Origin of the sequence: Bradyrhizobium sp. CCGUVB14 (assembly GCF_024199935.1) — a bacterium.
In the GTDB taxonomy this organism is placed as follows: Bacteria; Pseudomonadota; Alphaproteobacteria; order Rhizobiales; family Xanthobacteraceae; genus Bradyrhizobium.
The window spans coordinates 1,901,677-1,926,729 of record NZ_JANADS010000001.1 but is presented as its reverse complement, the minus strand read 5'-3'; the positions used below and the strand labels follow the sequence as shown (position 1 = coordinate 1,926,729).

Here is a 25,053-nt window from a genome sequence, read left to right as displayed (position 1 = left end):
TTCTGGCCAGAGGGAAGCGATATCACCGCAGCGTCTCCAGACCACGCATGATCCGAATCAGCGCGTCAACATCGACCCCCCTGTCCACAATCACCCGACAACCGTTAGAAGCCAGAATCTCCATACGACTGCCGGCCGCGCTCGTCATCGGCGTCGCGGGCGCCGCCGGGACCTCCGGCACGATCACCGCTGGCACAAATCCTTCAACCGAAGTCGAACCAAAACGCCCGCCCCGGGCTGCGTTACGCCACTCAGCCAACTGCGAGCGCGTGATCCCGTATTTGCGGGCCGTGGCCGACCCTAAACGGGGCAATGAATAGCTCTCGCCGACGATTTTCAGCTTGACCTCGTCGCTGAACCGACGTCGACCGCCCCTATCAACGATCTCAAGCCGACTGACAGAATTGATTGTATGGATGTCCATACAGGCGATTTCTGACGTGTTCGCAAAAATTCACAACGCGCAATTCAGCGGTCACGGCCGTACGCGTACCGACGGCCTTGTTCTGGAAGGCGATCTCTCCGGCGGGGGCCGGCATGGTGAAGACGACGTGGAAATACGGTACGGGAAGGAGTTCGGCTTGCCGTTCGGCGAGCCATTGCGCGCGCGCCGCGCCCTGGCACTTCGGGCAATGCCGATTGCGGCAGGAATTGTAGGCAATGCGTGTGGCGCCGCAGTCATCGCACTGCTCGACGTGGCCGCCGAGCACAGCCGTCCGGCACGCCGTGATCGCGCCCATGACGCGCCGCTCGACGCGGCCCAGATGCCCGGCTCGCGCCTGCCGAAACGCTTCGCCGTGGCGGCGGAAGATATCCGCCACTTCCAGAACCGGAGCCATCAGGTCCGCTCAGCCGGGCGGCACGACCTCCAGGCGGAGCCGGTCAAGCGGACTTGGCGTATTGCTGATGGTCTTTGTGGCGACTTGGGTATAGCGCGCCGTGCTGGCCAGGCTGGCATGGCCGAGCAGCACCTGGATGATGCGCACGTCGGCCCCGTTCTCCAGGAGATGGGTCGCGAATGTGTATCGCAGCGTATGCGCTGTCACCGACTTGCTCAAGCCGGCCGCCGCACGGGCTGAACGGCAGGCGGCGTGCAGCACGTTCGGGGCGAGCGGACGCTCGTCGTCGCGGCCGGGAGACAGCCATCGTTTTGGCCGAGTGAGCCGCCAATACGTCCGCAGAATCCTCAAAAGCTGCGGCGAAAGCATAACGTAGCGGTCCTTGCCGCCCTTGCCGTGCTCGACCCGGATCAACATCCGTTGGCTATCAATGTCGACAACCTTCAAGAGGACCACTTCCGATACGCGCAAGCCCGCGGCATAGACCGTGGTCAGCGCGGTACGGCTCTTGAGGCTCGGGATCGCCTCCAGAAAGCTCACCACCTCGTCGGCGCTCAGCACGACCGGCAACTTGCGTGGTTGGCGCGCATAGGCGATGCGTTCCGGAACGGTGTCATGACCAAGCGTCACACCGTAGAAGAACCGCAGCGCACAGACGATCTGGTTCAGCGCCGGCCAGGACATCCCCGTCGCCACCAGATGAACCTGAAAGGCACGGATATCCTCCAGGTCAAGGCGGTCGGGAGAGCGACCGAAATACCGGCCCAACTTCGCTACAGCGTTGAGGTAGGATTGCTGCGTCGCCGGCAACAGATTGCGGACCGTCATGTCCTCGATCATGCGGCGGCGAAGAGGGCTCAAATCGGCCATCGGAAAACCTCCTGTCTGAAGGGTTGGGCTTTGAAAACCCGCAATCCTCTCAGACAGGAGGCAATCCTTGCTATGCCTCCCTACATGCCGCGCCAGCGGCTTCGTTGTGTGCCGGGCATGCTCAATAGCTCGGAAGTGAAAGTCTTCCACCCAACCTGATGGAGGTGAAGGGTTAGTGAAACGCAAGGGCTGCCGTCGCGAGGCGGGGTCTGAAGGAAGCGTGGATCAAAGGTGCGAGCCGATGAACAAAAACCGGATATGAGGCGCAAGCGTCGGACGAGCGGGCGACACATCGCGAAGTCCAGATCCATCAAGGATGCGAAGCGTAGATCCGGCGGTTGTGCACCGAAGGCGATTGAGCTTACCCCGGGAGATCTGCCCGGTGTCGCCCCCGGGCGACTGAGACGACCGCGAGGCCGTCTGACCGCCGAGCAGAAGTCAGCTGAGGGCGTATTAGGTCAGGCTGTCGGCAAAGCTATTGAGGCACTCCAAGGCCGAAAGGTGGAGAAACAGATAGGCGGAGCCGGAAACGATGGCTGAAGGCCCGAACGATTGAGAGAGCAAGTAGGACTGGTATCTCGTGAATAGAAAGCGGCAGAACAACCAGCAAGTGCTGGCCTTGGAACCGAAGGACCGGGGTGAAGCCCCGGCGCGCGGTGACGGGGAGACCGCACCATTCATGGCGAAATCAGCCACCGAAAACTCGGCTTTCACAGAACAACTGATGGAGGAGGTGTGCGACCGAGAGAACCTCGAAAGAGCGTGGAAGCGTGTTAAAAGGAACAAAGGAAGCCCTGGCGTTGATGGGATGACCATCGACGACGCGAAGGCGTTCCTGCGTCAGCACTGGCCAAACATTCGATCTCAACTGCTCGACGGAAACTATCGGCCGCAGCCGGTTAAGCGGGTCGAAATCCCGAAGCCGGATGGCGGGGTCAGGAAACTCGGCGTCCCCTGTGTCGTCGACCGCCTGATTCAACAAGCCGTGTTGCAAGTTCTCCAAGAGCGATGGGATCCGACGTTTTCGGAGCACAGTTTCGGATTTCGGCCGGGGCGGTCTGCCCACCAGGCTGTAGCCCAGGCACAGCGTTACGTCGCCGATGGCTACAACGTAGTGGTTGATCTCGATTTGGAAAGATTTTTCGACCGAGTTAACCACGACATCCTGATGTCGCGCGTCGCCGCACGGATACCCGATAAACGCGTGCTCAAGCTTATCCGGGCATTCCTGAATGCCGGGGTATTGGAAGACGGTTTGGTCCGACCGGTGGACGAAGGGACCCCGCAAGGCGGTCCGCTCTCGCCCTTCCTCAGTAATATCGTGCTCGACGATCTCGACAAGGAATTGGCTCGACGTGGTCACCGGTTCTGCCGTTACGCGGATGACTGCAACATCTATGTTCGCAGCCTCCACGCCGGCGAAAGGGTGAGGGCCTCGATCAGCCGGTTCCTGACCGACAAGCTCCGCTTGAAAGTCAACGAGGCCAAAAGCGCGGTGGCGCGACCCGAGGAACGTAAATTTCTCGGATTCAGCATTGCGAATGACGGGAGCGAGCGACGCATTGCGCCGAAAGCCCTCGACAAGTTCAAAGACCGAATCCGGGAAATCACATGCCGGACGCGAGGGGTCAGTTTGCAGCAGATGATCGCAGACCTCACGCCATACCTCATCGGATGGCGCGGGTACTTCGGCTTCTGCCAGACCCCGCGCGTGCTCACGAACCTGGAAGCCTGGATCCGCCGGAGACTGCGGTTGTATCTCTGGCGGCAATGGCGGAACGGGCATAACCGATTCACGGAGCTTCGCCGCCTCGGCATCGCGAAGTTCGCCGCATCGGTCGCTGCCGGTTCACCGACGGGACTCTGGCGCATGTCCGGACACCCGGCGGTTCAACACGCCCTACGAAATCATGTGTTCGACTCTCTTGGTCTCCCCCGAGTCTTCATGCCTGTGCCGGCTTAACTCGATCGAACCGCCGTGGTACGGACCCGTATGCCCGGTGGTGTGGGAGGGGTGGCGTCGCGAGACGTCCCCCTATCCCGATCAATCCCGATTCCAGCGAAAAACAACATGCTCTCAAAGCATTTGGCAAAGCACGATCATAACGCGGCCGACACGAGCGGCATGTCGCGCATTGAGTCGGCAACGACCAACGAGAGGCGTGGCGGCCCGAAATCGATAGCTTCAGACCACTCCTGCCCTAACAGTTGGCCGCCGGTGGTGCCATGGTCTGGCCTCCTCCAGATCGCGTGAGATACGGACCAACGTGGCCTCGTCGCCGAAACGGCTGACGATCTGCAAGCCGATCGGCAGCCCGCTGTGACTTTGCGCCAAAGGTAACGATACGGACGGATGTCCAGTCACGTTGAACACTCCCAAATATTGGTAAAGCGCGGCATCCGCTTTCCAATATTCCTCAGCGGACAGCGTCGGATTTGTCGTGCAATAGATGCTGCCATGGGGTAGCGCAACTTTTGGCATCGTCGGAGTCAGAAGAATATCGAAGGGATGGATCGTCTCACCCACTTGGAACCTTATCCTCCGCAATGCTTCAAGCGCATCTGCCACAGAAGCCGGATGAGACTTGCCATATTCATAAAGCTTGAGGCTACATGGTTCCAAGGTGTTTGAATCGATCCGCCGTCCCATGGCTCGCGCGTCGCTCTCGAGGGAATCTGCACCGAGTTTACTGCTGAGCGTCCGCACGGGAAGAAGTAATTTATTGTACTCGGCGGACTCATACGGTGGCGGAATTTCAGTCACCGTGTGCCCCATTTCCTCAAGAAGCGTAGCCGTCCTCTCGACGGCCTGTCGGATCTCGGGCTCGATCTCGACCGTCCCCCATTCGGTCATAGCAAGCCCTACTCTGAGAGTGCCAGTCGGCTGAGAAAGTTCCTCCACGTATGTTCGGTGAGGCTGGACGATGATAAACGGATCACCCGGATGGGGACCGGCAAAAACATCCAGGGCGGCCGCCATGTCGCGCACAGTTCGACATAGAACAAAGTCACGAGGCAGCCCAAACGACCTATCCTGGTTGTTCGGACCACCCGAAATACGCCCGCGCGAGGGGTTCAATCCGACAAGGCCACACCAGGCGGCAGGAATGCGAATGGATCCGCCACCATCACTCCCATGCGCCATGGGAGTAATGCCCGAAGCCACTGCCGCGGCTGCACCAGAAGATGAGCCGCCTGCGGAGCGATGCAGATTCCATGGATTGCCGGTGATACCGTTGAGAATGGACTGGCTCATTCCGGAGCCGCCAAAGATTTCCGGTGCCGTCGTTCTTCCCAGCGTTCGGAGACCGGCAGCTCGAGCCCGGCGAAAAAAAAAGCTTTCGATATCGGGACGATAGCCCTTGTACAGCCGGCAGCCTCGTTCCTGGAGGCGGCCGGCTTCGATGGCGCTGGCATCTTTGCGAAGGAAAGGCACGCCATGGAAGGCCCCCCCGTCAGCGCCCGCAACAGTCTCAGCATCCTCATAGAATTCAATAACCGCGTTGATGCGGGGATTGACGTCGTCGTGCGCCTCGCGGGCAAGCTGCGTCAATTCTGACGGCGCAATCTCCCCTGCGCGCACAAGAGAGGCTAACCCTGTGGCATCGTGATCGACGTATTCTCTCAATTTCATTTTAGATGTCCCTTTCCTACATTTTTCTGATGGGAACCGTCGGGTGGTGGCGATGCCGCCCAGGCGCATCGAGCGCCGCCAGCTCGATCGTGATGAGGATAGCGATGGAAGACAGGATCAGCACGGTAGCGCCAGCAGTGATGGCGGTTGAGTGATATATCTGCGGATGCCGGAGAGATCACCTTGGGCAGCGCGCGCTGCTCGGGGCTCCCAACGAAAAGCGCTACCTCCTCCTCGAGGTGATGAAGGCGAAGAGCGACCGAGGATCATGCTGGGGACCTTGAAAAAGAAGATGAGCGGCGGGACGACAAGTCCGGCGGGCTTCGTTGGTGAAAGAGTGGTCGAGACCCAGCAGGGTTCGCGGTCACGGCGATGACGACAAAGGGCATGACCGGGGTGGCGTGCGCTAGGACCAGCCCGGTAGACCTGTTGAGCAGTCCGATATCGGCATTCAAGAAAACACAGTGTCATTGTGATGACGACCAGCTCGATCATGGGCGAGATCAAGAGGTCCATCACGACCGTTCGCCAGGGAAAATTCGGACGGCTGAGCCCGAGCTCGAAATCGGCAAGCATATGAGAGTCAGTGCCTTGCCTTAGCCAAAGCCCGAACATCGTTAGAAACTCGTCCCCAGCGGTATCCACATTGAGATTCTTAACGACCAGCGTTTCGCAGTCGTAGGTCTCCTGAACGCCGCAAAACTCCACAAAGGCATCGCTGCGACGTAGCATCAACGCCATTCCCCATCCCGGCGTTGACCGCCAGACCGGGGTGCCTTGAGGGATTGTTGTAACTGCGTGCATCGTCGAGATTGACGGATACGACTGCATGAGGCGCCTTGGGGGTAACTCACTGATTCCCCGCACGTGCGTTTCTGACTGGACGACCTTGGGGCTTTTTGCTTCCACCCAGGTAGTTATCAGGCTGGCTAACTGCCTATTTTCATCAATCTCGCCCCTTTCATGGACGAAATTCGGCGCCGCACCGTGCGAAGGCGAAGAATTATGTCAGTTGCATTTCGGCCGGGGCATGCAAAGTAAAGTAAGCGCGCATTTTACTGCACAGGCTGCGCGCGCGGCTGCCCACGGTGTGTCGCGTGACGCCGGGCGCCAGCGGGATCATCGGAACGGCTTAATTGATCCTGAGCGTTCGACCGTCAGCCGCTGTCGTTGTCAGCTGGCAGTTTTTTTGAGCGATGCAGTTGAACGGCAACAGGTCTTCGATATCGGCGTCTGGCGCGCGCTGGGGCAATTCGGTGAGCGCGTGACGCAGCCATGCATAGGGATCGACGCCGCATGCCCGACATGTCAGCACCAAACTGTAGATCACGGCGCTTGCCTTGGCGCCGGCAACGGTGTCGCTGAACAGCCAACTTTTTCGTCCGGTGCAAAACGGCCTGATGTCGCGCTCCAGAACATTGTTATCGATCGGGGCGAGACCGTCACTGGTGTAACGGGTCAGATAATCCCATTGGTTGCGCGTATAGGCGATCGCCTTGCCGGTGAAGCTTTCGGGGAGGACCTTCGGCGCCTGGTCGTCGAGCCAGGTCCGGAAGGCGGCCAATACCGGCAGGCTATGCTGCTTGCGCAGCCGCAAGGTGTATGCGGCGCACGTTTCGCCGTCGGGCGGCGTCTGGCGCGCCACCCTCTCGACCTCATACAACGCCTCGAAGAACCTGAGCGCCTGCAATGGCGGACCGCCAGGCTTTGTCCTGGCCTTGAGCGCATCGGTAAATTTCCTGCGCGCATGCGCCATACAGCCGAGATGGGTCGTGCCTGTCAGCGTGCGCCAGGCGTCATAGCCGTCGCTCATCAACAAGCCGCGAAAGCCGGCCAGGAAGGCCTGAGGATGTTCCTGGCCGCGACCGGGCCGGTAATCGAACAGCACGACCGGCTGCGCGCAGTCCTGGCCGCTGCGATAGGCCCACATGAAGGATTTGGCCTGCGCATCACGGCCGTCCTCTTTAAGAACCTGGACCCAGGTTTCGTCGCCGTGGACCAGGGGCTGCGACCTGAGCTTTTGCTGTAACGCGTCATAGACCCGATGCAGATGCAACTCGCTCGCCCGGATCACCCAGTTGCCCAGCGTCCCGCGGCTGATGCTGACGTCGGCGCGCCCCAGCGCGTCCGCCACACGGTAGAGCGGCGTGCCGTCGACGTATTTGTTGGCGAGCACCAGCGCCAGCGTCGATGGCGTGGCGACGCTACCCGGCAGCGGCTGCGCCGGCATCGGCGCGGTCACAATCGGGGTGTTCAGCGCGGTGCGCTCGCAGTGACGGCAGGCATATTTGAACCGCACATGTTGCAGCACCGACGCCTTCACCTCGACGTGCAACTGCTCGCTGACGGTCTCGCCCATCCGATGCATCCGATTATGGCAGCACGGACAGTCCTTTTGATCCTCACCCAGATCATGTTCGAGGCGTTGGCGCGGCAGATCGTCAGGCAGCGGCTTGCGGCCGCGTGTCTTCGGCGCCGGCTTTGGAGCCTCCGGCAATCCCGTGTCCGGCACGGCGACCGCCTCGACATCGTCGTCGTCCCGGCTTTCAGCGGCGGCCTGCTCGGCTTCGTTGAAGATGCGCTCCTTGAGCTTTTCGCTCTTCGGCGCATACCGGCGCAGGCGCTCCAGGCGCAACTGCTCCTCAAGATGCAGCACGCGTTGTGCAAGCTTCTCGTTTTCGGCCTTCAGCGCCGCGATCTTGGCCGCGTGCGCCGCGATCAAGGCTTCCAGCTCGTGCATCGTGGGCTTGCGGTAGGGTCGAGGGCTGGCGCGCCACTCGACCAGATCTCTTGGTCGAGCACGTTTCCAGCCCCCGCCTCGTCGCACGCAGCGTGCAGATTTCCCGCACTACGCGCACCCATTTGCTTCGCGCTAAGGTTTATGGGCTCATCACACTGGGGCAGCTTTCGTCATGTTGTATGTCACCTGATAGCCATTAAACAGCTTTAGGGTACCGTACAGCCATGATGTACTCCACCGCCTCCAGCCGAAGCCCTTCCGTTTCTGCGCCCGCGTCAGATGACGCCTGACCTTCTTCTCTACCCACTCTTTGATGTAGCTGAAGCACTCACTGGAGTGCCCAACCGCAAAGTAGTTCACCCAGCCACGGAGCTTCGGATTGATCAGGTTGATTATCCTCTCAATCGGCTGCGACCGATGCCGTCGAAATACTTCCTTGAGCTCCCGCATAATCGCCGTTCGCTTCTTGAGCTTAGGCGTCATATGCGGCCGCATCACTCCACGTCGACTGCGGAGATAGCGGAAGTCGAAACCTAGAAAGCCAAAGCTCTCGCCTCGCTCCAGGTCGACTGTACGGCTCTTCTCATCGTTGACTTCTACCTGAAGTTTGACAAATTCCTCCCGTAGCCGTTTGATAACGGCACCAACCAGCCAGTCACGACGTTTGTGGGCGTCAATCAAGATCACCAGATCGTCTGCGAATCTCGCGTAGTCGACACCGGTGTACTTGCCGATGCGTGTGACGTCCCGCGCCCGCTCCAGCATCTTGTCCACCTCGTTGAGGTAGAGATTACTGAGCAAGGGTGAAATCACTCCGCCTTGCGGAACGCCCTTCTTGCCAGAGGTTTTCAGCATAACCTTTAGAAGGTGCATGATGTCCGCGTCGTTGATCCGCTGCGCCACTTTCGTCAACAACCGGTCATGCCGAATATTGTCGAAATACGCTCGCAAATCAAAATCGAGGACCCGCGTCTTCCGTTGCGTTATTGCCTTTGCTACTCGCTTGATCGCGTCATGTGCTGCCCGCTTGGGCCGGTATCCAAACGACCCCGATTGGAAGTCCGCCTCGAAGACAGGTTCGAGTATGAGTTTGAGCGCACCTTGGACCACCCGATCGCGGATCGCCGGAATCGAAAGGACTCGAACTTTGTTCCCGTCCTTCGGTATTTCCTGTCTCCGCGCCGGAAGTGGTCGATAGGTATGCCCGATCAGTTCGTCCCGTAGCTGCTCAAGCAGAGCATCTACGCCTTGCGCTTCGATGGCTCCGAAGGTCACTCCGTCTATTCCCGGAGCGCCGTCATTTTCTCTAGCCATCTCATACGCCATGCGTAGCGTCTCCACCTTGCAGACGTGGACATATAGGCCCCAGAAACGCCAGGACGGTTCAGCCTTCGCCTTGACGTATAGTCTCCGCCTCAGGTCCTGCAAATCGATGGACGCTTTTATCATTTCGTCCTTGCCTTCCTTGCGTTGGAGACTTCACAAATGGCAGGGTCCCTTCGCTCCACGGCCGTTACGCCACTTCGCAGCTACATACGGACCCGGCCGCCACCCTCTCGTCTTCGACCACTTTCCCGGTGTTCGCCGGTTATATGGCCTATCTTGCTCCGACAATTTCTTGCCGGGACGAGGAGGGCTTCTCCAGTTGCTCGGCATGTCCTTGTCATCGTGCTGTCGCTTCCACCCCGCCGAGGTGCACAGCCGTGTCAGTCAGTTTTCGGCTGCCCATGTTGCCTTCGCCCGATGAATGGGGGCTCGGCCCTCGGTCTTCAATATTTCGAGGCCACAACGCGTTCTCTTTCGATACGGCCCGATGACTCGCGATCTCCCCGTCGGGAGACTTGTCGATAGGCTTCAAAAGGTTCGTTTCCTCCCCTCCTGCTATCCGTGCTACAGGGCACTGACTTTTACCCCGGTAGGACTAACTCCTACTGAACATGCCAGCCTTCGCTGGACGCACACTCATCGTAGTCTTGAATCGAAGTCATGCCGCCGCGTCAACCAGGCTCCCACGTCTTCTTCATGTCTTCGGCGGCGTCATCTGAGAACGGCCATGCCGAAGCCCGATGACGCCGCCCGCATCGAACACGCTCAGCCCACGCTCTGATATTGCCGCACCGGATGACGACGCACCGCCGCGATGTTGATGCCGTCAAGCAGCCAGTGCAGCTCCTCCATCGTCAGCGTCAGCACCGCCTCCTGACTTCGGGGCCAGTGGAATCTGTCGGCCTCCAGCCGCTTCAGCAGCATCCAAAATCCTGACCGATCATAAATCAGCAGCTTGATCCGGTCGCGGCGACGATTGCAGAACGCGAACACCGCGCGTTGGAACGGATCCAGCCCCATCGACTGCTCCACCACGATCGCCAGGCTGTTGATGCCCGCCCGGAAGTCAATCGGTTCGCGGTGAAGGTAGACCCGAAGATCAGACGCCAGTCGGAACATCGCAACGCCCCAGCGCTTCAATCACCGCCGACAGCAACTGCGCGTCGCCGCCTTCCAGCAAAAGCGTTACGCCGTTGGGCATCGATGCCGTCAGCCGCCCTGCACAGGGTCGCTCCGTCGCGCAAACCGCGATCGCGCCAGCAGATCGAGTTGGCGACGGCGCGCGAACCGGAATAAAGGCTGGCGCAATCGGCGCTCGCGCCTCCGGCTGGCCATCCCCGTTCTGAAGTTGTCGCTTGGCTACCCACTTGCGCAGCAGGTTCGCGTTCACGCCGTGTTGCAACGCCAGCCCCGCCAGCGACACCCCAGGCTGCAGACAGGCCTCGACCAGCCGCTGTTTGCTGGCTGGATCATAGCGACGCCGGCCATTGCGCAACACGCCGGCCGTCTCAAGTCTCAAAGGTTCTTCTGGAGTCATCATCGATGGTGTCCACCTCGCTCTTGGTGGACACCTCATCCCATCCCCGCGCTCAAATGCATAGGTGCGTAGAAAAGAGCGCTTACAAAGTAAATCTGAGCGGCAGCGCTTACGTCTTCTTTGACCGCGCTTATGCGCGCCACAATCTCAAGCTCCGGGCTCAACATGGATTGTCCAAGGATTTAAGCTGGCGCGCGCCTCAAAGTGTACTTACGTCGTCCACTCTTGCTGCTCCGCTCCAAGCCCCCAAGACCCTATGCTCGCCCGTCACCTCAGAGGGCGAACATAGAGTCTAGGCGCGATGACCCGGGTGGGGCGATTTAGGTGCGCGTCTCCCCGGTATCGTCCCACTCGCTTGGTTTTCACATTACGAAATTCTGCCATCGCCGCCATTATACAGCGATGCATCGCACCTGCCGGGAATCGTAAGCTCGAAGTGATCGGCGGACTTGCTTGGCGAGCCCTCGCTTGCGTCGAAGGCGCCTGCGGCCCGTCCGGACTGTCGCGAAACGGGCGGCTTGGTCGAGCAAATCTTGCTATTCATCTTACAGCAACTAGCGGCTCCGCCGCTTCCGGCTGGGCGAATATGAGTGCCCCGCGGAAATTGTCCCGCATTCGGAGTGAAGGCTAACACCCTGCCAAGCGCTCCTTGCAAGGTAACCGGCATGAGACCCACAACCTCGCCACGCCTCGGCTTGCGCGCGATAGAGCTTGGGATGAGCTGATTGGTGGAGGTGGAACGATAGCGGTACGGTCTCGTACCGTTTACGGTCGAACAATGGCAACCGCCATGCTTGATGCGAGGCGGGAAGGTGACTTCTATCGTTGCATTGAAGTAATCACTGGGAAGCGGCCGCCGACGGTGGACGAGCGAAGAGAAGGCCCGGATCGTGGCTGAGAGCTTTGAATAGGGGACGAACATCTCCGAGGTGGCGCGGTGCAATGGCGTTTTCCGCGGGGCTGCTCACGACGTGGCGACGCCAAGTCGCGACGGCGGTGGCCAGCAAAGGGCCAAAGTTCGTGCCGACCCAAATTGGCGCCGAGAGCGGCGGCGGAACGGCCGGTAAGTCCGAGTGTATTTCGTTGGCACAGACGAGGCCTTTTGAGATCCGCACCGCCGGTCAAGGCCTGCGGAGTGGTCGAGATCGAGGTGAATAGGGCGTGGATCCGCGTCGAGCCAGGCGTGGAACTGGTGACGCTTGCGACGGTACTTGCGGCGTTTCGAGGGATCCGGTGATTGCGCAACAGTCAGACCGGTGCTGGCGGTCCAGCCAGTCGACGTTCGCAAATCGGTGCATACGCTGTCGGCGCTGGTGAGCGAAGCATTGCGCGCGAACGCGTATTGCGGCGACGTCTTCGTGTTCCGCAGCAAGCGCATGGACAGAGTGAAGCTTTTGGCATGGGACGGAAGCGGCAAGGTGCTGGTAACAAAGTGGTTGCACCAAGGACGTTTCACCTGGCGGCCGATCCGCGACGGCGTTGTGCAATCAGTACGACGCAGCTTGCGATGCTGATCGACGACGGGCTCGAGTGGACGCGTATGTCGGCTGAGGGGTGAGGATTTTCGCTGGAGCACGCGCCGTGAGGATGTATCGTCTGATCATGACGATTCGTCCCGACGCTCTTCCGGCCGATCCGGCGGCTCTGACCGAGATGGTGCTCGCGCTTGACGCTGAGAACGAAAAGCTGCGCGTGGCAATGCAGACGCTCAAGGAGATGATCTTCGGGAAGCACTCGGAGCGGCTTGCGGTGCTTGTGGACGAACAGCTTGCGCTCGAGCTGGGCGATCTTGAGGCAGACACTACGCTGCGTGCGGCCGCCAGCGATGATGTGGCTGGGGCGAACCCATCTGACAAATCGCGCAAGAAGGCGCACCCGCAACATTGGCGCGCTTCCAAAGCACCTGCCGCGCTGTGAACAGGTGCTGGTGTCGGAGGCAAGTGCCCATGCTGCCAAGGCCAGCTTCGCAAGACCGGCGAGGACGTCAGCGAGGTACTGGACATCATCCCGGCGATCCTGCGGGTGCTGCGCGCGATCCGTCCCAAATAAAATGGCTGCCGCGGCTGCACCGATGGTGTGGTCCAAGTGAGGGCGCTGCCGCGCCTGATCGAGAGCGGCATGGTCTCGACCGCACTCGTGAGCCATGTCGTGGTCTCGAAGTTCATCTGGTATCTGCCGCTGTATCGACAGGTGCAAATTCTGGCCGGCCACGGCATCCATCTCGACAGGGCGACGTCGCCGCTCGGTGAAGCGTGCAGCCTGTTGGCTCAAGAGCCTCTATGACCTCCAGCTGCGTACGATCCAGTCCGCACCGCGCCTGTTCTGCGACGAGACACCGATGCCAGTGCTCGATCCCGGACGAGGTCGCACCCGCATCTGCCAGCTCTGGACGCGCGATGGATGACCGGCCATGGGGCGGCTCCTCGCCGCCAGCGGCGGCCTATGTGTTCGCCGACGGCCGCAGCACGGAGGAGATCGCCGGACAATTGAAGGGCTTTAAGGGGAAATGGTGAGCTCGTCATTAGCCGGATAATCGCGAGGTGGCGGTAAGGTGAAGGAACGCCGCCGGATGCGGGATTGATACTGTTTTTGATTGACGTTCCTTCGCATTATTTCAGAGCGTGTCGAGCCAGGCGAGCAGGCTCGTATCCCGCTTCCATGACGGGGGATGCCGTGCCGATTCCGGAGCACTGACCTGTTCCAGCGCCTTTCGCTTCGTTTCCAGATTGGCCCGGGCATAGTGATTAGTGGTGTCGAGGCTCACATGACCAAGCCAGCTACGGATAACGGTGACGTCGACACCCGCCGAGACGAGGTGTACGGCGGTGGCGTGTCGGAAGCTGTGCGGCGTCACATGCTTAGTCCGCAACGTTGGCGTGGTTTCGGCCGCCGCCTTTACATAGGCCGCAAGCTTGAACCGAACGCCGGATGCGCTGAGCGGCTCGCCATAGCGGTTGACGAACAGCCGCTGGTCCAATGCACGCGGCTGTCGCGCCAGCAGCTTTTTCAGCAACAGCACAGTTTCCGGCCAGAGTGGGCAGATGCGTTCCTTGCGGCCCTTGCCGGTAAGACGAACGCAACTTGGGCTATCGAACCGGATCGCCCTGGGACACAGGTCGAGAGCCTCCTGTATCCGTGCCCCGCTGTTGTAGAGGAACGAGAGCAGTGCGTGATCGCGTATGCCTTCGAGCGTGGAGCGGTCTGGCTGGGCAAGGATCGCTGCTACCTCCGCCGGGTCCAGATAACAGGGTTCCGATACCGGCGCCCGCTTGACCGGGATGTGAAGGATTTCCACGCACTGAGCGATCGATGCGGGGTCCTTGGTCGCGACGAAGTTGAAGAAGCTGCGGATCGCGGCAAGCCTGCAGTTGCGCGTGCCGATCGTACCGCCGCGGTCGTGCTCGGCGTGACCGAGGAAGGCAGCCACCCCGTCGGCAGTCAGATCGGCCAGCGTGATCACCGCCACCTTCTTTTCCGCGCGTTGTGCGACGAACCGCAGGAACAGCCGCCAGGTGTCACGATAGGACCGGACCGTGTGGATTGATGCATTGCGTTGCTCGACGAGCCATTCGTAGAAGAACGCACGCATCAACTCCGGGAACGCGTTCGCCTTGTTCATGGCCGCACCTCCTGCCCCAGATCGAGGCAGGGCGCGCCTACGGCCCTGAACCGCTCGTTCGCAAGATGCAGCAGGTCTTGTGTAACGGTGATGTAGATGAGGGTGGAGTGGATATCCTTATGGCCGAGATAGGTCGCGAGGAACGGCAGCCGGTCTTGCGGATTGATGCCCGAGCGGTACCATTCGAGGATACGGTGCACGACCATTGAGTGGCGCAGGTCATGAAGACGGGGACCCGTTCGCCCTTCTGGCGGCTTCAGCCCCGCTCGACGGATCACGTCGACGGGCGCCACAACAGTGGGGAACGCGGCGCATTCAAACAGGATTACGGTGATTTCTGGATGTTCCCTTCGGAGCCTTGTAATGCATGCAGCGACATCTGCTTCGATCGCGGCGACGTCCGTGGGAGGAGGAGGACGCTTCAGTTCGTCATGCCAGAACTTGCCACCTTCGATGCCCCTACAACGACCCTCGCCCGCTCGACGGGGTCATCGAACCCGAACAGATCATCTCCAAAATGCACCGCGTCATATGTCAGGACGGCAATCTTCGCCTTGGGCGGCAATTGCCGGAGTAACATAGGCAATAGAAGGAGACTAGACATCGCAACGGGAACTTGGACCGATGCTGCTACAGCCGGCTGATGGCGAATGGAGAAGCCACACGTTGAGCTTATCGCGGCGGCACCCCGCTCGACCAATCGTCGAGCGGCTGCAATGAAAGCTGGTTCGAGCGTCGGATCGCCACGAACCACATTCTCGACCCAAGCACCCTCGACGGTTTCCACGATAACCGGGAAGTCGAAGGTGGCCGGATTCAAGACCGCGCCAGGCGCCGCCGGTTTTGGCGGCGCGGCACCAACCGGCACGCCGCGTTCGAGATGGAGTATCCCAAGTGAAGGCGAATTTTTTGAGGTCATGCAACCAGCATAACTCAGACCAACGACAATTTCTCCGATCTTTAGACGTTATTTGCCGTGATCATGCGTGAAGGCGACCAAATGCGAAGCATTTATGCGAAAAGCAAATGAGGGTCGATGAGCCCGCGGCTGTCCTTCGGCCTGGGAGCGCATGTAAAACATAGCGCACGCCAGGATGAAGATGAACAATCCGCTGGACAACGGGCCCGCGGAATGAAGTGGGCTGGTCCGAGAGGCGCACAGATCGAGGCGCGCACGATCCCAACACTGAGCTCCATCCGCACGAATTCCAAGTCGCATCACCATCATGCTTCCGCAGCCGAAGATTCAGGTCGCGAGTGGGAGCGACCTCTGCAGCGGCCCAGCCAGTGTGGACGGCCAATCGAGAATCACATTCAAAGTGCTGCATCGTCAGTTGTTGAAATAACCAGTAGATATCGCATACGCTGCCTAGAGATGATTTGCGTCGCCGCTCCCACTCATTGAACGATTTCCTGCAATGCTTAAGATTCTAGCGACGAAAATCCTCGCTGCCTGGAGACGAGTATGCAATACGACCGAATAGACGCCCGCATTCTCGAGATCGTGCAAAAGAACAACCGCGTGACTTCCGAGATGATCGGCGAACTAGCGGGCCTGTCTGCCACGGCGTGTCAACGGCGACTGAAGCGTCTTCGTTGCGAAGGCATTATCGAGGCTGACGTCTCGATCGTTTCGCCAAAGGCGGTGGGAAGGCCAATTCAGATGTTGGTGCTTGTGACGCTGGAGCGAGAGCGTTCTGACATAATCGACAAGTTCAAGAAGACGATCAAATCCTCAGTTGAGGTCGTCAATGGATTTTACGTCACGGGCGACGCAGACTTTGTCCTCTACGTCACCGCGCGCACCATGGAAGATTATGAACTCTTCACACGTCGCTTCTTTTATGAAAATTCGGACATCAAAGGATTTAAGACAATGGTGATAATGGACCGGGTCAAAGCGGGCTTTGCTATTCCGATCGAGGTACCGCCAGAGGTTTGATGCATTTATTGCTCTCGACGTTCTAGCTGCGTCCACGCCGGGCAGTGGATATAGTGAAAGTATCGAAGCTCGGAGCCAAAAGTTCGACACACGCCCATGGCGTAGAATTGCGTTTCTAAACATCGCCGCCCTCTTATTGGATTCCGGAGACGTCTCTATGCTGGAGGGTTCTCCTAACTGGACAACCGTGTAGGACGAAGCGCTTACTGCTGGGCCGACGGCCGCATCAGCTTATCTCCCGTCACGACCGCCTTGTGTAGTTGAGAGGCGGCCCGAGGATTTCATTTTTCAAGTCTAGCTTTGAGGTAGCCCACGGATGCAGGGAATGTGTCGGGCGCCGAGCGCCGGCGGCGATGCAGCTACGAGGAGAAAGTTCGCCTGGCCGAGGAGAACTTGTAGGCTGGCATGACGATCTACGGCGCCGCGCCGGCTTGCGATGCCATAGTAGTGCCAGAGGAGCCGCTTCCATTTAGGCTTTTTGACTGCTGCTACGCGCAGACCGGCTCGCACACTGTTGCGGGCGCGCTAGAAAGCAACGCAAACAATGAAAGGCCTCCGGCGGGCATGCCGGAGGCCTTCTTGGAGGTTAAACTAGATCTATAGAGCCACTTCTCCTTGCGCTAGTTGGACGGAAAAACTCACCAGTTGCGTTGAGCGCGGAGCAGCAGCGCCAGGCTGTTCTGATCCTTGAGCTCATAGGCGCCCGCGGGCTTGGCGATGCCTGCTTGGGTCGGCAGCGTGACAGTGCTTCCGCTCGCATACTTCTGGTCGAGCATGACGTAAGCAATTTCGGCCGTGAACGTCAGATTCTTGACGGGATTCCAACGTGTGGTGGCACCCACAACTGAGTAGTTGAAGTCAGGGTTACAACCGCCGAGGCCGGTCGACAGCGCGAGCGTCGTCACAAGGGCCCCACAGATGTAGCCCTTGGCAGTGCTGTTGTACCGGACAGCACCGATTCCGCCCCAGAGCGAATTGCTCCAGTTTGCGTTCCAGTTGTGGGTATAACCGCCATTGAAGCCGTAAGTCGTGGTCAACTGCTGACCAGCGCCAGCAACGAAAACGGAGTCGGAGACCCCGGCGAGGCCGACGCTCTGGTAAGCTCCCGGCACGCCCGCACTGCCGTACAGTGCGAAAGTGGTGGGCCCGTACGATTGGAAGTTGTACACCGACGCTCCGTTGGTATACACGCCTTGGATGTTAATCGTATCACCCGGTCCGGTCGGGACGTTTTTGATCGACAACCCGAGCTGTCCAGCCCAGCCCCACTTATCACCAGGATGACCGGTTGTTTCATCGACACCATAGTAGCCAGCATGATTGTCATGCGCGGCAACCGATGCTTGGAAAAGACCCCAAGCCTGGTCAACTCGAAGCATCGCTACGAGGTCGGGAGTCCGCGATCCCCCGATGTCTCCAACACCGTAGGCGCCGGTGGCGAGACCAGCGGCGGTTGCACCACTCACGTTCCAAATATTGGTCGTGCCGCGAACGACCTGCTCCTCAGCCGAGAAGCTAGCCGTGATCCCCTGCCCAAAGTCCGCGGTGTAGGCAATCTGATTGACAGCCTCCCACCCTGCGCCGCCCGGCAAGCCATCATAGCCATTCGCCGGATAGTTAGTCCACGGAGTGGAGAACTGCGACTGCGCTCTACCCAAGGTGAAACCGGCGAACTGCATGAACGCGTAGTAGATCGACAGGCTGCCACCAGAGATCATCCCGCTCCCACTTCCGGCGGGGTTGCTTCCGTTATAGGCCGTAGCGCCATTAACAGCAGTCGAACCGGCACCACCATAGCCGCCCGCGCTCCAAGTGAAGGCCAGTTCGGCGTAGGTGCGAAGAACGCCGTACTCGGTCGCTGTGCGTGTATCCATGCTGAGGTCCGCACGGGATTGCGACGTATAATAGTTGCTGAGGCGATTGTGCGCACCACCGAGGCCACCGGTTGGGGCGACCCAGAGGCCCTGCGCACCGATCGCCGTGTTGGCGCGCACGTAACCACCCAGCTTGAGACAGGTGTCGCTCCCAGGGATGTAATAGAACCCGGCACCGTACAGCGAACAAATCTTCACATATTCGATTGCCTTGGCCTTCACGGGAAGGTCGGCAGCATGCGCCCCCACGCTTGCAAACATTGCCGCAGAGGCGAGCATTAGAGTCTTCGTCAGTTTCATGGATGAACCTCCAAGTTGGAAACGTCGTTTCCGTCCTTCAAAGATCCGCTGCTGCTAGCCTCACCCCTGGGTAGGCGCTTGACGGAACGACTTCGAGGTGCCCCCTCGCTGTCAGCACGACGTCTACTTGGCGCTATTAATTACTGCAATTCATTAATTACTACCAGTAACTCTTTCTGTCGATCTGTCGTAATTTCGCAACACCCCCCCCCGAGGGAGACGCTTCGCGCAAAAAAGAACCTCCGAGGGGGCATCCCCGGAGGATTTCTTGGAGATTTTTACATGATCGCCAGGCGGAGCCCAACGATCTGGGAAGAAATGATATATCAAATTAATTATACAAGCAAATTACTATGTTACATGGCCGATATGTACTTTCGCGATGTGTTCGCGGCTGCCTAGGATGCTACTTGTGCCCACGGGGATCATCGCGAGAGCCCCATCGATCGCACCAATGGCCGTGGCGGGAAGAGCATTATGGACGAAGGGGAACAAATCGACAGAGCTCTCAGGGACTTTGTCTGGAACATTGTCGAGATCCACTCTCAATTGGGAGAGATCCATAAGAGTTGGGCTCAGATGTTGGGAATAACCGAGCCGCAGTGGCTGATTCTAATGGCAATCGACGAGCTCGACGCCGGCCGAGGCGTTTCGGGAATAGAGGTTGCGAATAAATTGAAGATCCATCCGCCTTTCGTCACGAGTCAAACGAAAAGGCTGGAGACGATGAACCTTCTGGCCCGCGATCCATCCCCTGATGATGCAAGATTCGTCCAGCTGTCGTTGACGCAAAATGCCAAGACGGAAATAGCAAGGCTTTCGACGAAGCGACAAGCGCTCAACTCGACAATGATCGAAGGCCTAGATGGTGCCTCGCTTGACTATGTCAACAAGCGGCTAAGTTTGATTGCCAAGAACAGTCGCCTTGCATCTCAAAAATTAAGCATAGGCATGTTGTAGTACAGGCGGCGGTTGAACTTAGCAGCAGGCCAATTTGATTCTGTGAATCTCCCTATACGCATGTCGCGTGTAGATCTGCGCAACCGAAAGCCGCAGTGAATACTCGTGTCGGCGAGGCGTCGCCGCTAATTTGGCACCAGCAACCATGGAGCTAACCGTGCGCGAGCTTAAGCTCTAGCCATTTGAAAACGTCCTCGTCGCAGGTGACGAAGTTCTCGATGTCTCCAGAGCGAGTTCGAATCATTTGCGGTATGATCACCTCCAGATCAACGTGCCTCGTCATGCATTCGGCCTTCAACGTTGCGGCCTCTTCCACGCTGACGATGCCACTGCCGCCGGCGACGACGAGTGCTGGGCATCTTAGTTGACGAAGCAGCAGAGAGCGACGCGTTGATCCGACGTCACTGTCTATCACATCAGCAGCCTTGGTCATCCATTCGACTGATGCCAGAAGCCTCACCCAATTCCAAAGACCAGCGTCGCAAACAGCGGCGGTGACGCGGCGATCGGACGCGGCAAGTTCGGTCGCTGTGGCTGCCGACAATCCTTCTCCATACACGCCAATTTGCCTGGCATCGATGTCCGGTCGCTCCGACAGATAGTCCAGGCAGCAAGATAGCATGAACGTCGATTTGCAATGTGGACAATGTGAAACGTGATCGTGGGAAACAGTCAGTATCGACAGACCGCGACCAATCACAACAGGCAACAGCCGTCCAAGCAGCGTCGCTGCTGTTTCTCCCTCCTTGCTGATGCAGATGACTGCGGGAGTGCGCAGATCGCTCTCCCTCGCAGACCAGTAATAAGCCGAAAAATCGGAGGGCTCGCAGCACGCGATCTGTAGCCGTTCTATCTTGCGACCTCGAAACGATACAAGCTGCCGAGCAATGGCTTCGACTTTCGCCGAAATGTCTTGAGAGTTCGGGCTCTCCTCGTCGATGAGCCGCCTTGCAACTTCAAAGGCCGTTAATGCGCAAAGCCCATCCTCAGCAGCCTGATCGCAGGGGCCCATTTTGAAGGTTAGATCACTACGCAATTGGTGAGCATCTCCGATGTTCGTCCACTTTGCCGCCCAATGCTGTCGTGTTCTGGATCCGCAAATCCCATCAGCAGCCAGATTGCGTAAGAACATCGCAGCGCCTCGGCGTGTGGACACGAGATCGCTGATCGCCTCAGAATATGCAGCGCGCTCCATCTGCTTGCCCCTCGGAGTGATCCTTCCTCCCGCTCAGGATAAATCAGCGAATCCCCGCCCTCTGTGGAGATCGCTAGGAGCGGCCTTGATTTCCATTGGCGAGACATCGTTGTCAGGCCTAAGATGTTATTGCGCAATGCGGATCACGCCTGCAACGGCATGCAAATAGGATTCAAGTGGCCGCAGTTTCCCTTGCGAGCTCGTCCATGACTTGCCTAGTCGCTTGATATGCCAGCTCGACGATCTCGTCTATCTCGGTTTCGGATACAACGAGAGGCGGTGCAAAGCCGAGAATGTCTCCGTGCGGCATTGCTCGTGCAATGAGCCCGCGGTCGCGAGCAGCCTTCGATATGCGAGCCCCCACCTTTAGGGACGGATCAAATCGCTTCTTCGCCTGGCGATCTGCAACAAACTCGATCGCGCCAAGCAAGCCCACGCCTCTTACTTCGCCCACGATTTCAAGCTGTGCAAAGCGCTGCTTGAGCCTATTCTGGAAATGCGAACCGACGGTCCTGGCGCGGTCGCTAAGCTTTTCTTTCTCGACAATATCGAGGACCGCGTTCGCAGCCGCGGCAGCAATTGGGTGCCCGGAATATGTGTAGCCATGCGAGAATGCACCGACACGGTCGGCTGCCTCTTCCATGACCTTGTAGACCCTTTCGCCGACGATAGCGGCCGAGAGCGGGACGTAGCCCGAGGTAAGCCCCTTGGCAACGGTCACGAGATCAGGCTCGATCTCGTACAGCGTGCTGCCGAAGTCCGCACCGGTTCGGCCGAAACCACAGATTACCTCATCGGCGATCAGCAGAACGTCGTAGCGTCTCAGCACCGCTTGAATTTCACGCCAGTACCCAATAGGCGGCGGCGTGATACCTCCGGTGCCCAGCACCGGCTCTGCGATGAAAGCACCGACGGTGTCGGGTCCTTCTCGCAAGATCAGCTTTTCGAGTTCGTCCGCGCGGCGGCGGGAAAAGTCCTCTTCCGTCTCACCTGGCTCGGCACCCCAATAATGATGCGGAGCGCCTGTATGCAAGATGCCAGGAAAGGGAAGGTCCATATGATCGTGATAGAACGACATGCCGGTCATAGAACCCGAAATGACCGAACAGCCATGGTAGCCTCGCTCGCGCGAGATAATTTTCTTCTTCTTGGGCTGACCACGCAGATTGTTGTAGTACCAAACGAGCTTCGCTTGGGTCTCGTTGGCATCCGATCCCGACAGCCCGAAAAAAACCTTGCTCGGCTTACCAGGTGCCATTCGCACCAGGCGATCGGAGAGTGTTGCGAGCTCCTCGGTCGTGTGTGCAGCGTAGGTGTGATAATATGCCAACTTGTAGGCTTGGCGCGCAATGGCTTCGGCCACCTCGGTGCGACCGTAACCGATGTTCACACAATAAAGACCAGCAAAGCCGTCGATGTAACTGCTCCCTTCTGCGTCATTGATACGGATGCCCTCTCCGCCTGTGACGATTGTCGGATCACCGATCTTGCCGGTCGCAAAGTCCTTGAGCTGAGTGAAAGGGTGCAGAACGCTGGAGCGATCCCGTTCAGCGATTGTCTTGATGTCAATCATTTCAATTTCTCCTAACCCGCCAGATCGCCGAAGCAGACGTATTTCAGTTCCATATATTCGGCCAGGCCGTGTCGCGACCCCTCGCGACCGAGCCCCGATTGCTTCCATCCGCCGAACGGAATAGGCGGGCCCGTGAATGAGGCTGTGTTCACGCCAACCATGCCGTACTCGATACGCTCAGAGAGTCGCAGCGCCCGACGCAGGTTGTCGGTGTAGACGTAGCTGGCCAAGCCCATTTCACTGGCGTTTGCGCGAGCGATGACCTCCTCTTCGGAGTCGAAGGGAAGTACCGCAGCCACTGGCCCGAATGTTTCCTCATGCCCGATGAGCATGTTTTCGGTAACACCGGTGAGCAGCGTCGGGGGAACGAAGTTGGGCGTCAGATTGGCCGACTGTTTTGCCGCAACGCGTCTCGCTCCGTGTTTCACCGCATCATCGATTTGGATCCTGCACTTGTCGGCGACCGATAGCTTCGTCATCGGGCCGACATCTGTTGCTGGGTCCAGGCCGTGACCGACCTTGAGTTGAGCCATTGCCGCGGCGAATGCATCGATGAAGGCGGTATAGATACCTCTTTGCACATAGATGCGGTTCGCAGCCAAACAGTCTTGGCCTGAGGTGGCAAACTTTGCTGCCATCGCTCCGTTGACGGCCTTCCCGAGATCGACATCATCAAATATGATGAAGGGGGCATGCCCCCCCAACTCCAGCGACACCTTCTTGACGCTGTCGGCGGCTCCCTCAAGAAGCAGGCGACCAACTTCCGTAGAACCTGTGAAGGACAACGCACGTATTCTTGGATCGCGCAGCAGAGGCGTGGACAGCTCGATCGGATTTCCGACGAGGACTTGAAACACTCCCGGCGGGAGTCCGGCCTGTTCGGCCAATCTGGCGATGGCGAGAGCAGAGAGCGGGGTCTCGGGAGCAGGCTTCACAATGATCGGACAGCCCGCAGCGAGAGCCGCACCCGCCTTTCGTGTAATCATCGCGACAGGAAAATTCCAGGGCGTGATGGCCGCGGCGATTCCGATTGGTTGCATGCGCACGTGAAGCAGACTTCCAACCTTGTGGCTCGGAATTGTCTCTCCGTATGCACGCTCCCCTTCCGCGGCGAACCACTCGAGAAAGCCGGCGCCATACGCAATTTCGTGGCGTGCTTCGGCGAGAGGCTTGCCCTGCTCGCTCGTGACCAGGACAGCGAGTTCGTCCGCGTGGTCGAGTATCAATGACGCCCAAGACCTAAGGATCGCCCCGCGCCTTGCGGGCAGCATTTCTCGCCAGCAGGGAAACGACTGCTCAGCCGCAGCGATCGCCGCCTTCATGTCCGCAGCGCTGCAACGAGCAACAGTCGCAATCTCTTCGCCAGTAGCGGGGTCGACTACAGCATCTCGTTCTTCGCCTGCAACCCAGCGACCATCGAAAAGCGCGGCCCCGGTCAGAAAATCGCGACGGCCCAGATTTTGCAGATGTCTTGCAGCTAAGCCGATCGGGTACGGGCTTTTGTGCCGGGTAGATTGAAACGCCATTTGTGGGTCCCAGACGGTCATTTGTTGAAATTGTCGGTGCATTCAGGATACTGATGTCGGAGACGGATTTGCGTCGCATTTCCCCGCGGTCCGGACGATTTCCTGCAACACATCGGCATTCTGCGACGGAATACACCTGAAAGCCGGAGCCTGCTCATGCGATACGATCGAATTGACGCGCGTATCCTCGATATCGTTCAGAAGAACAATCGCCTGACTTCCGAAGTCATTGGCGAGATGGCAGGCCTTTCGGCCACCGCATGCCAACGGCGGCTGAAGAGACTGCGCTCGGAAGGAATCATCGAATCTGATGTCTCGATCGTTTCGGCGGCGGCAGTCGGAAGGCCCATTCAGATGCTTGTGCTGGTGAGTCTGGAGCGGGAGCGCTCGGACATCATCGATAGGTTCAAGAAGGCCATCAAGTCGTCGGCCGAAGTCGTTAATGGATTCTACGTCACGGGTGATGCAGATTTTGTCCTCTACATTACCGCTCGTACAATGGAAGACTATGAGCAGTTCACTCGGCGGTTCTTTTATGAGAATCCGGACATCAAGGGATTCAAGACCATGGTTATAATGGATCGCGTAAAGAGCGGTTTTGCTGTTCCGATCGAGATGCCGGACGACGACTGACTTCGATCTTGCTTTTTGGTCGTGCGTACTTGCGTTTTTCATCGTTCACTCGCAGACAACCCCAAAATTCCTCGCGATTTATCTTCTACTCTATTCAGCTGGAAGAATGATTGCTTGACACAGATTGGCAATCTGCGTCGGTCTCACAGCCAATTGCGTGCCCCGTCGACTCTGACGAGATGATGCAAAGCACCAGATATTGGCGGAGGCTCGTCCGCCGTTCGTTGCTCACCACCCAGCCTCACTTGAGCTGACCACGACATGAGGGCCTGCGTCGATCCCCCGAGCTGCATCAATGTCAAAGTACAGACTGGGGGACGCGACGATCCGTTCCTCGGTCAGACCAGGTTAGCTACGCACATTCCACATCCGAGCGAGGTCGCTTTGGCATCGCAGAAGATGACCGCGCAAAGGAACCGGTGGTTTGCGCTTGAGAGGCAATCGCAACGTCTTACGCGAGGTGGCACGAACCACACTTCGTGGGT

The 25,053-nt window shown here is 58.8% G+C and carries 20 protein-coding genes and 4 pseudogenes; 8 read left to right on the top strand and 16 right to left on the bottom strand.

What is annotated here, in order from left to right; genetic code table 11:
- Positions 1 to 22: 22 nt before the first annotated feature.
- The 3 genes and pseudogenes from NLM32_RS08970 to NLM32_RS08960 form a co-directional block, all read right to left on the bottom strand.
- Positions 23 to 424, bottom strand: a complete 402-nt coding sequence (locus tag NLM32_RS08970) for a transposase (RefSeq protein WP_254128652.1) — start codon at positions 422 to 424, stop codon at positions 23 to 25.
- 73 nt (positions 425 to 497) lie between these two features.
- A pseudogene (locus tag NLM32_RS08965) lies at positions 498 to 839 on the bottom strand (transposase zinc-binding domain-containing protein); the annotation flags it as partial.
- Between the two features lie 9 nt (positions 840 to 848).
- On the bottom strand, positions 849 to 1,709 hold the full coding sequence (locus NLM32_RS08960) for a site-specific integrase (RefSeq protein ID WP_254128726.1): 861 nt from the start codon (positions 1,707 to 1,709) through the stop codon (positions 849 to 851).
- Positions 1,710 to 2,289: 580 nt separating this feature from the next.
- On the opposite strand from NLM32_RS08960, the gene ltrA (NLM32_RS08955) reads away from it, so the two are divergent.
- Positions 2,290 to 3,672 (top strand): group II intron reverse transcriptase/maturase, encoded by a 1,383-nt coding sequence (gene ltrA, locus NLM32_RS08955; RefSeq protein ID WP_254128725.1) that lies wholly within the window; start codon positions 2,290 to 2,292, stop codon positions 3,670 to 3,672.
- A 222-nt stretch (positions 3,673 to 3,894) separates the two neighbouring features.
- Here ltrA (NLM32_RS08955) and NLM32_RS08950 read toward each other — a convergent pair whose 3' ends face one another.
- From NLM32_RS08950 to NLM32_RS08925, 6 genes are all read right to left on the bottom strand, one after another.
- Entirely contained in the window at positions 3,895 to 5,343 is a 1,449-nt protein-coding gene (locus NLM32_RS08950; protein WP_254128724.1) for an amidase, read from the bottom strand.
- Between the two features lie 117 nt (positions 5,344 to 5,460).
- Positions 5,461 to 6,084, bottom strand: a complete 624-nt coding sequence (locus tag NLM32_RS08945; RefSeq protein ID WP_254128723.1) for a hypothetical protein — start codon at positions 6,082 to 6,084, stop codon at positions 5,461 to 5,463.
- Between the two features lie 391 nt (positions 6,085 to 6,475).
- The gene (locus NLM32_RS08940) at positions 6,476 to 8,083 is read right to left on the bottom strand and encodes an IS66 family transposase (RefSeq protein ID WP_254128722.1); all 1,608 of its coding nucleotides are present in this window, start codon (positions 8,081 to 8,083) and stop codon (positions 6,476 to 6,478) included.
- Between the two features lie 150 nt (positions 8,084 to 8,233).
- Entirely contained in the window at positions 8,234 to 9,409 is a 1,176-nt protein-coding gene (gene ltrA, locus NLM32_RS08935) for a group II intron reverse transcriptase/maturase (protein ID WP_254128553.1), read from the bottom strand.
- 765 nt (positions 9,410 to 10,174) lie between these two features.
- Positions 10,175 to 10,528: an IS66 family insertion sequence element accessory protein TnpB gene (tnpB, locus tag NLM32_RS08930; RefSeq protein WP_254128706.1), complete on the bottom strand. Its 354-nt coding sequence runs from the start codon at positions 10,526 to 10,528 to the stop codon at positions 10,175 to 10,177.
- Positions 10,509 to 10,949: a transposase gene (locus NLM32_RS08925; protein ID WP_254128721.1), complete on the bottom strand. Its 441-nt coding sequence runs from the start codon at positions 10,947 to 10,949 to the stop codon at positions 10,509 to 10,511. The genes tnpB (NLM32_RS08930) and NLM32_RS08925 overlap by 20 nt, the downstream gene beginning before the upstream one ends.
- A 1,208-nt stretch (positions 10,950 to 12,157) precedes the next feature.
- On the opposite strand from NLM32_RS08925, the pseudogene tnpB (NLM32_RS08920) reads away from it, so the two are divergent.
- From tnpB (NLM32_RS08920) to NLM32_RS46300, 4 genes and pseudogenes are all read left to right on the top strand, one after another.
- Positions 12,158 to 12,504 (top strand): annotated as a pseudogene (gene tnpB / locus NLM32_RS08920) (IS66 family insertion sequence element accessory protein TnpB).
- 29 nt (positions 12,505 to 12,533) lie between these two features.
- Positions 12,534 to 12,863 carry a hypothetical protein gene (locus NLM32_RS08915; protein ID WP_254128720.1) on the top strand — a complete coding sequence of 110 codons (330 nt, stop codon included), beginning with the start codon at positions 12,534 to 12,536 and terminating at the stop codon, positions 12,861 to 12,863.
- A 72-nt stretch (positions 12,864 to 12,935) separates the two neighbouring features.
- Positions 12,936 to 12,995 (top strand): annotated as a pseudogene (locus tag NLM32_RS08910) (hypothetical protein); the annotation flags it as partial.
- Positions 12,996 to 13,064: 69 nt separating this feature from the next.
- Positions 13,065 to 13,350, top strand: a pseudogene (locus NLM32_RS46300) (transposase).
- Positions 13,351 to 13,560: 210 nt separating this feature from the next.
- On the opposite strand, the gene NLM32_RS08895 reads toward NLM32_RS46300, so the two are convergent.
- The 3 genes from NLM32_RS08895 to NLM32_RS08885 form a co-directional block, all read right to left on the bottom strand.
- Positions 13,561 to 14,565, bottom strand: a complete 1,005-nt coding sequence (locus tag NLM32_RS08895; RefSeq protein ID WP_254128717.1) for a site-specific integrase — start codon at positions 14,563 to 14,565, stop codon at positions 13,561 to 13,563.
- Positions 14,562 to 14,771, bottom strand: coding sequence for a hypothetical protein (locus tag NLM32_RS08890; RefSeq protein ID WP_254128716.1), 210 nt, complete (start codon positions 14,769 to 14,771; stop codon positions 14,562 to 14,564). Before NLM32_RS08890 ends, NLM32_RS08895 begins: the two co-directional genes overlap by 4 nt.
- 215 nt (positions 14,772 to 14,986) lie before the next feature.
- Positions 14,987 to 15,484: a hypothetical protein gene (locus tag NLM32_RS08885; protein WP_254128715.1), complete on the bottom strand. Its 498-nt coding sequence runs from the start codon at positions 15,482 to 15,484 to the stop codon at positions 14,987 to 14,989.
- A gap of 546 nt (positions 15,485 to 16,030) precedes the next feature.
- Between NLM32_RS08885 and NLM32_RS08880 the strand changes: the two genes are divergently transcribed.
- Positions 16,031 to 16,507 (top strand): Lrp/AsnC family transcriptional regulator, encoded by a 477-nt coding sequence (locus NLM32_RS08880; RefSeq protein WP_254128714.1) that lies wholly within the window; start codon positions 16,031 to 16,033, stop codon positions 16,505 to 16,507.
- Between the two features lie 638 nt (positions 16,508 to 17,145).
- Here the strand turns inward: NLM32_RS08880 and NLM32_RS08875 are convergent.
- On the bottom strand, positions 17,146 to 18,681 hold the full coding sequence (locus tag NLM32_RS08875) for a porin (RefSeq protein WP_254128713.1): 1,536 nt from the start codon (positions 18,679 to 18,681) through the stop codon (positions 17,146 to 17,148).
- A gap of 477 nt (positions 18,682 to 19,158) precedes the next feature.
- Between NLM32_RS08875 and NLM32_RS08870 the strand changes: the two genes are divergently transcribed.
- Entirely contained in the window at positions 19,159 to 19,641 is a 483-nt protein-coding gene (locus NLM32_RS08870) for a MarR family winged helix-turn-helix transcriptional regulator (RefSeq protein WP_254128712.1), read from the top strand.
- Positions 19,642 to 19,792: 151 nt separating this feature from the next.
- Here NLM32_RS08870 and NLM32_RS08865 read toward each other — a convergent pair whose 3' ends face one another.
- The 3 genes from NLM32_RS08865 to NLM32_RS08855 all read right to left on the bottom strand — a co-directional run bounded on the left by NLM32_RS08865 (position 19,793) and on the right by NLM32_RS08855 (position 23,935).
- The gene (locus NLM32_RS08865) at positions 19,793 to 20,836 is read right to left on the bottom strand and encodes a molybdopterin-guanine dinucleotide biosynthesis protein B (RefSeq protein ID WP_254128711.1); all 1,044 of its coding nucleotides are present in this window, start codon (positions 20,834 to 20,836) and stop codon (positions 19,793 to 19,795) included.
- Positions 20,837 to 21,008: 172 nt separating this feature from the next.
- Complete coding sequence (locus tag NLM32_RS08860; protein ID WP_254128710.1) at positions 21,009 to 22,409, bottom strand: aminotransferase; 1,401 nt, start codon at positions 22,407 to 22,409, stop codon at positions 21,009 to 21,011.
- A gap of 11 nt (positions 22,410 to 22,420) precedes the next feature.
- Entirely contained in the window at positions 22,421 to 23,935 is a 1,515-nt protein-coding gene (locus NLM32_RS08855; protein WP_254135260.1) for an NAD-dependent succinate-semialdehyde dehydrogenase, read from the bottom strand.
- A gap of 156 nt (positions 23,936 to 24,091) precedes the next feature.
- Here NLM32_RS08855 and NLM32_RS08850 point away from each other — a divergent pair, with 156 nt between their 5' ends.
- The gene (locus NLM32_RS08850) at positions 24,092 to 24,568 is read left to right on the top strand and encodes an Lrp/AsnC family transcriptional regulator (protein ID WP_254128709.1); all 477 of its coding nucleotides are present in this window, start codon (positions 24,092 to 24,094) and stop codon (positions 24,566 to 24,568) included.
- Positions 24,569 to 25,053: the final 485 nt, after the last annotated feature.

Coding starts and splice junctions, on each gene's coding strand:
- NLM32_RS08860 (WP_254128710.1), bottom strand. CDS start 22,409: ATGATTGACATCAAGACAATCGCTGAACGGGATCGCTCCAGCGTTCTG.
- NLM32_RS08890 (WP_254128716.1), bottom strand. CDS start 14,771: ATGGTCGTGCACCGTATCCTCGAATGGTACCGCTCGGGCATCAATCCG.
- NLM32_RS08970 (WP_254128652.1), bottom strand. CDS start 424: ATGGACATCCATACAATCAATTCTGTCAGTCGGCTTGAGATCGTTGAT.
- NLM32_RS08925 (WP_254128721.1), bottom strand. CDS start 10,949: ATGATGACTCCAGAAGAACCTTTGAGACTTGAGACGGCCGGCGTGTTG.
- NLM32_RS08915 (WP_254128720.1), top strand. CDS start 12,534: ATGTATCGTCTGATCATGACGATTCGTCCCGACGCTCTTCCGGCCGAT.
- NLM32_RS08880 (WP_254128714.1), top strand. CDS start 16,031: ATGCAATACGACCGAATAGACGCCCGCATTCTCGAGATCGTGCAAAAG.
- NLM32_RS08850 (WP_254128709.1), top strand. CDS start 24,092: ATGCGATACGATCGAATTGACGCGCGTATCCTCGATATCGTTCAGAAG.
- NLM32_RS08875 (WP_254128713.1), bottom strand. CDS start 18,681: ATGAAACTGACGAAGACTCTAATGCTCGCCTCTGCGGCAATGTTTGCA.
- NLM32_RS08945 (WP_254128723.1), bottom strand. CDS start 6,084: ATGGCGTTGATGCTACGTCGCAGCGATGCCTTTGTGGAGTTTTGCGGC.
- tnpB (WP_254128706.1), bottom strand. CDS start 10,528: ATGTTCCGACTGGCGTCTGATCTTCGGGTCTACCTTCACCGCGAACCG.
- NLM32_RS08960 (WP_254128726.1), bottom strand. CDS start 1,709: ATGGCCGATTTGAGCCCTCTTCGCCGCCGCATGATCGAGGACATGACG.
- NLM32_RS08895 (WP_254128717.1), bottom strand. CDS start 14,565: ATGAACAAGGCGAACGCGTTCCCGGAGTTGATGCGTGCGTTCTTCTAC.
- ltrA (WP_254128553.1), bottom strand. CDS start 9,409: ATGGCGTATGAGATGGCTAGAGAAAATGACGGCGCTCCGGGAATAGAC.
- NLM32_RS08870 (WP_254128712.1), top strand. CDS start 19,159: ATGGACGAAGGGGAACAAATCGACAGAGCTCTCAGGGACTTTGTCTGG.
- NLM32_RS08950 (WP_254128724.1), bottom strand. CDS start 5,343: ATGAAATTGAGAGAATACGTCGATCACGATGCCACAGGGTTAGCCTCT.
- NLM32_RS08940 (WP_254128722.1), bottom strand. CDS start 8,083: ATGCACGAGCTGGAAGCCTTGATCGCGGCGCACGCGGCCAAGATCGCG.
- NLM32_RS08885 (WP_254128715.1), bottom strand. CDS start 15,484: ATGACCTCAAAAAATTCGCCTTCACTTGGGATACTCCATCTCGAACGC.
- NLM32_RS08855 (WP_254135260.1), bottom strand. CDS start 23,935: ATGGCGTTTCAATCTACCCGGCACAAAAGCCCGTACCCGATCGGCTTA.
- NLM32_RS08865 (WP_254128711.1), bottom strand. CDS start 20,836: ATGGAGCGCGCTGCATATTCTGAGGCGATCAGCGATCTCGTGTCCACA.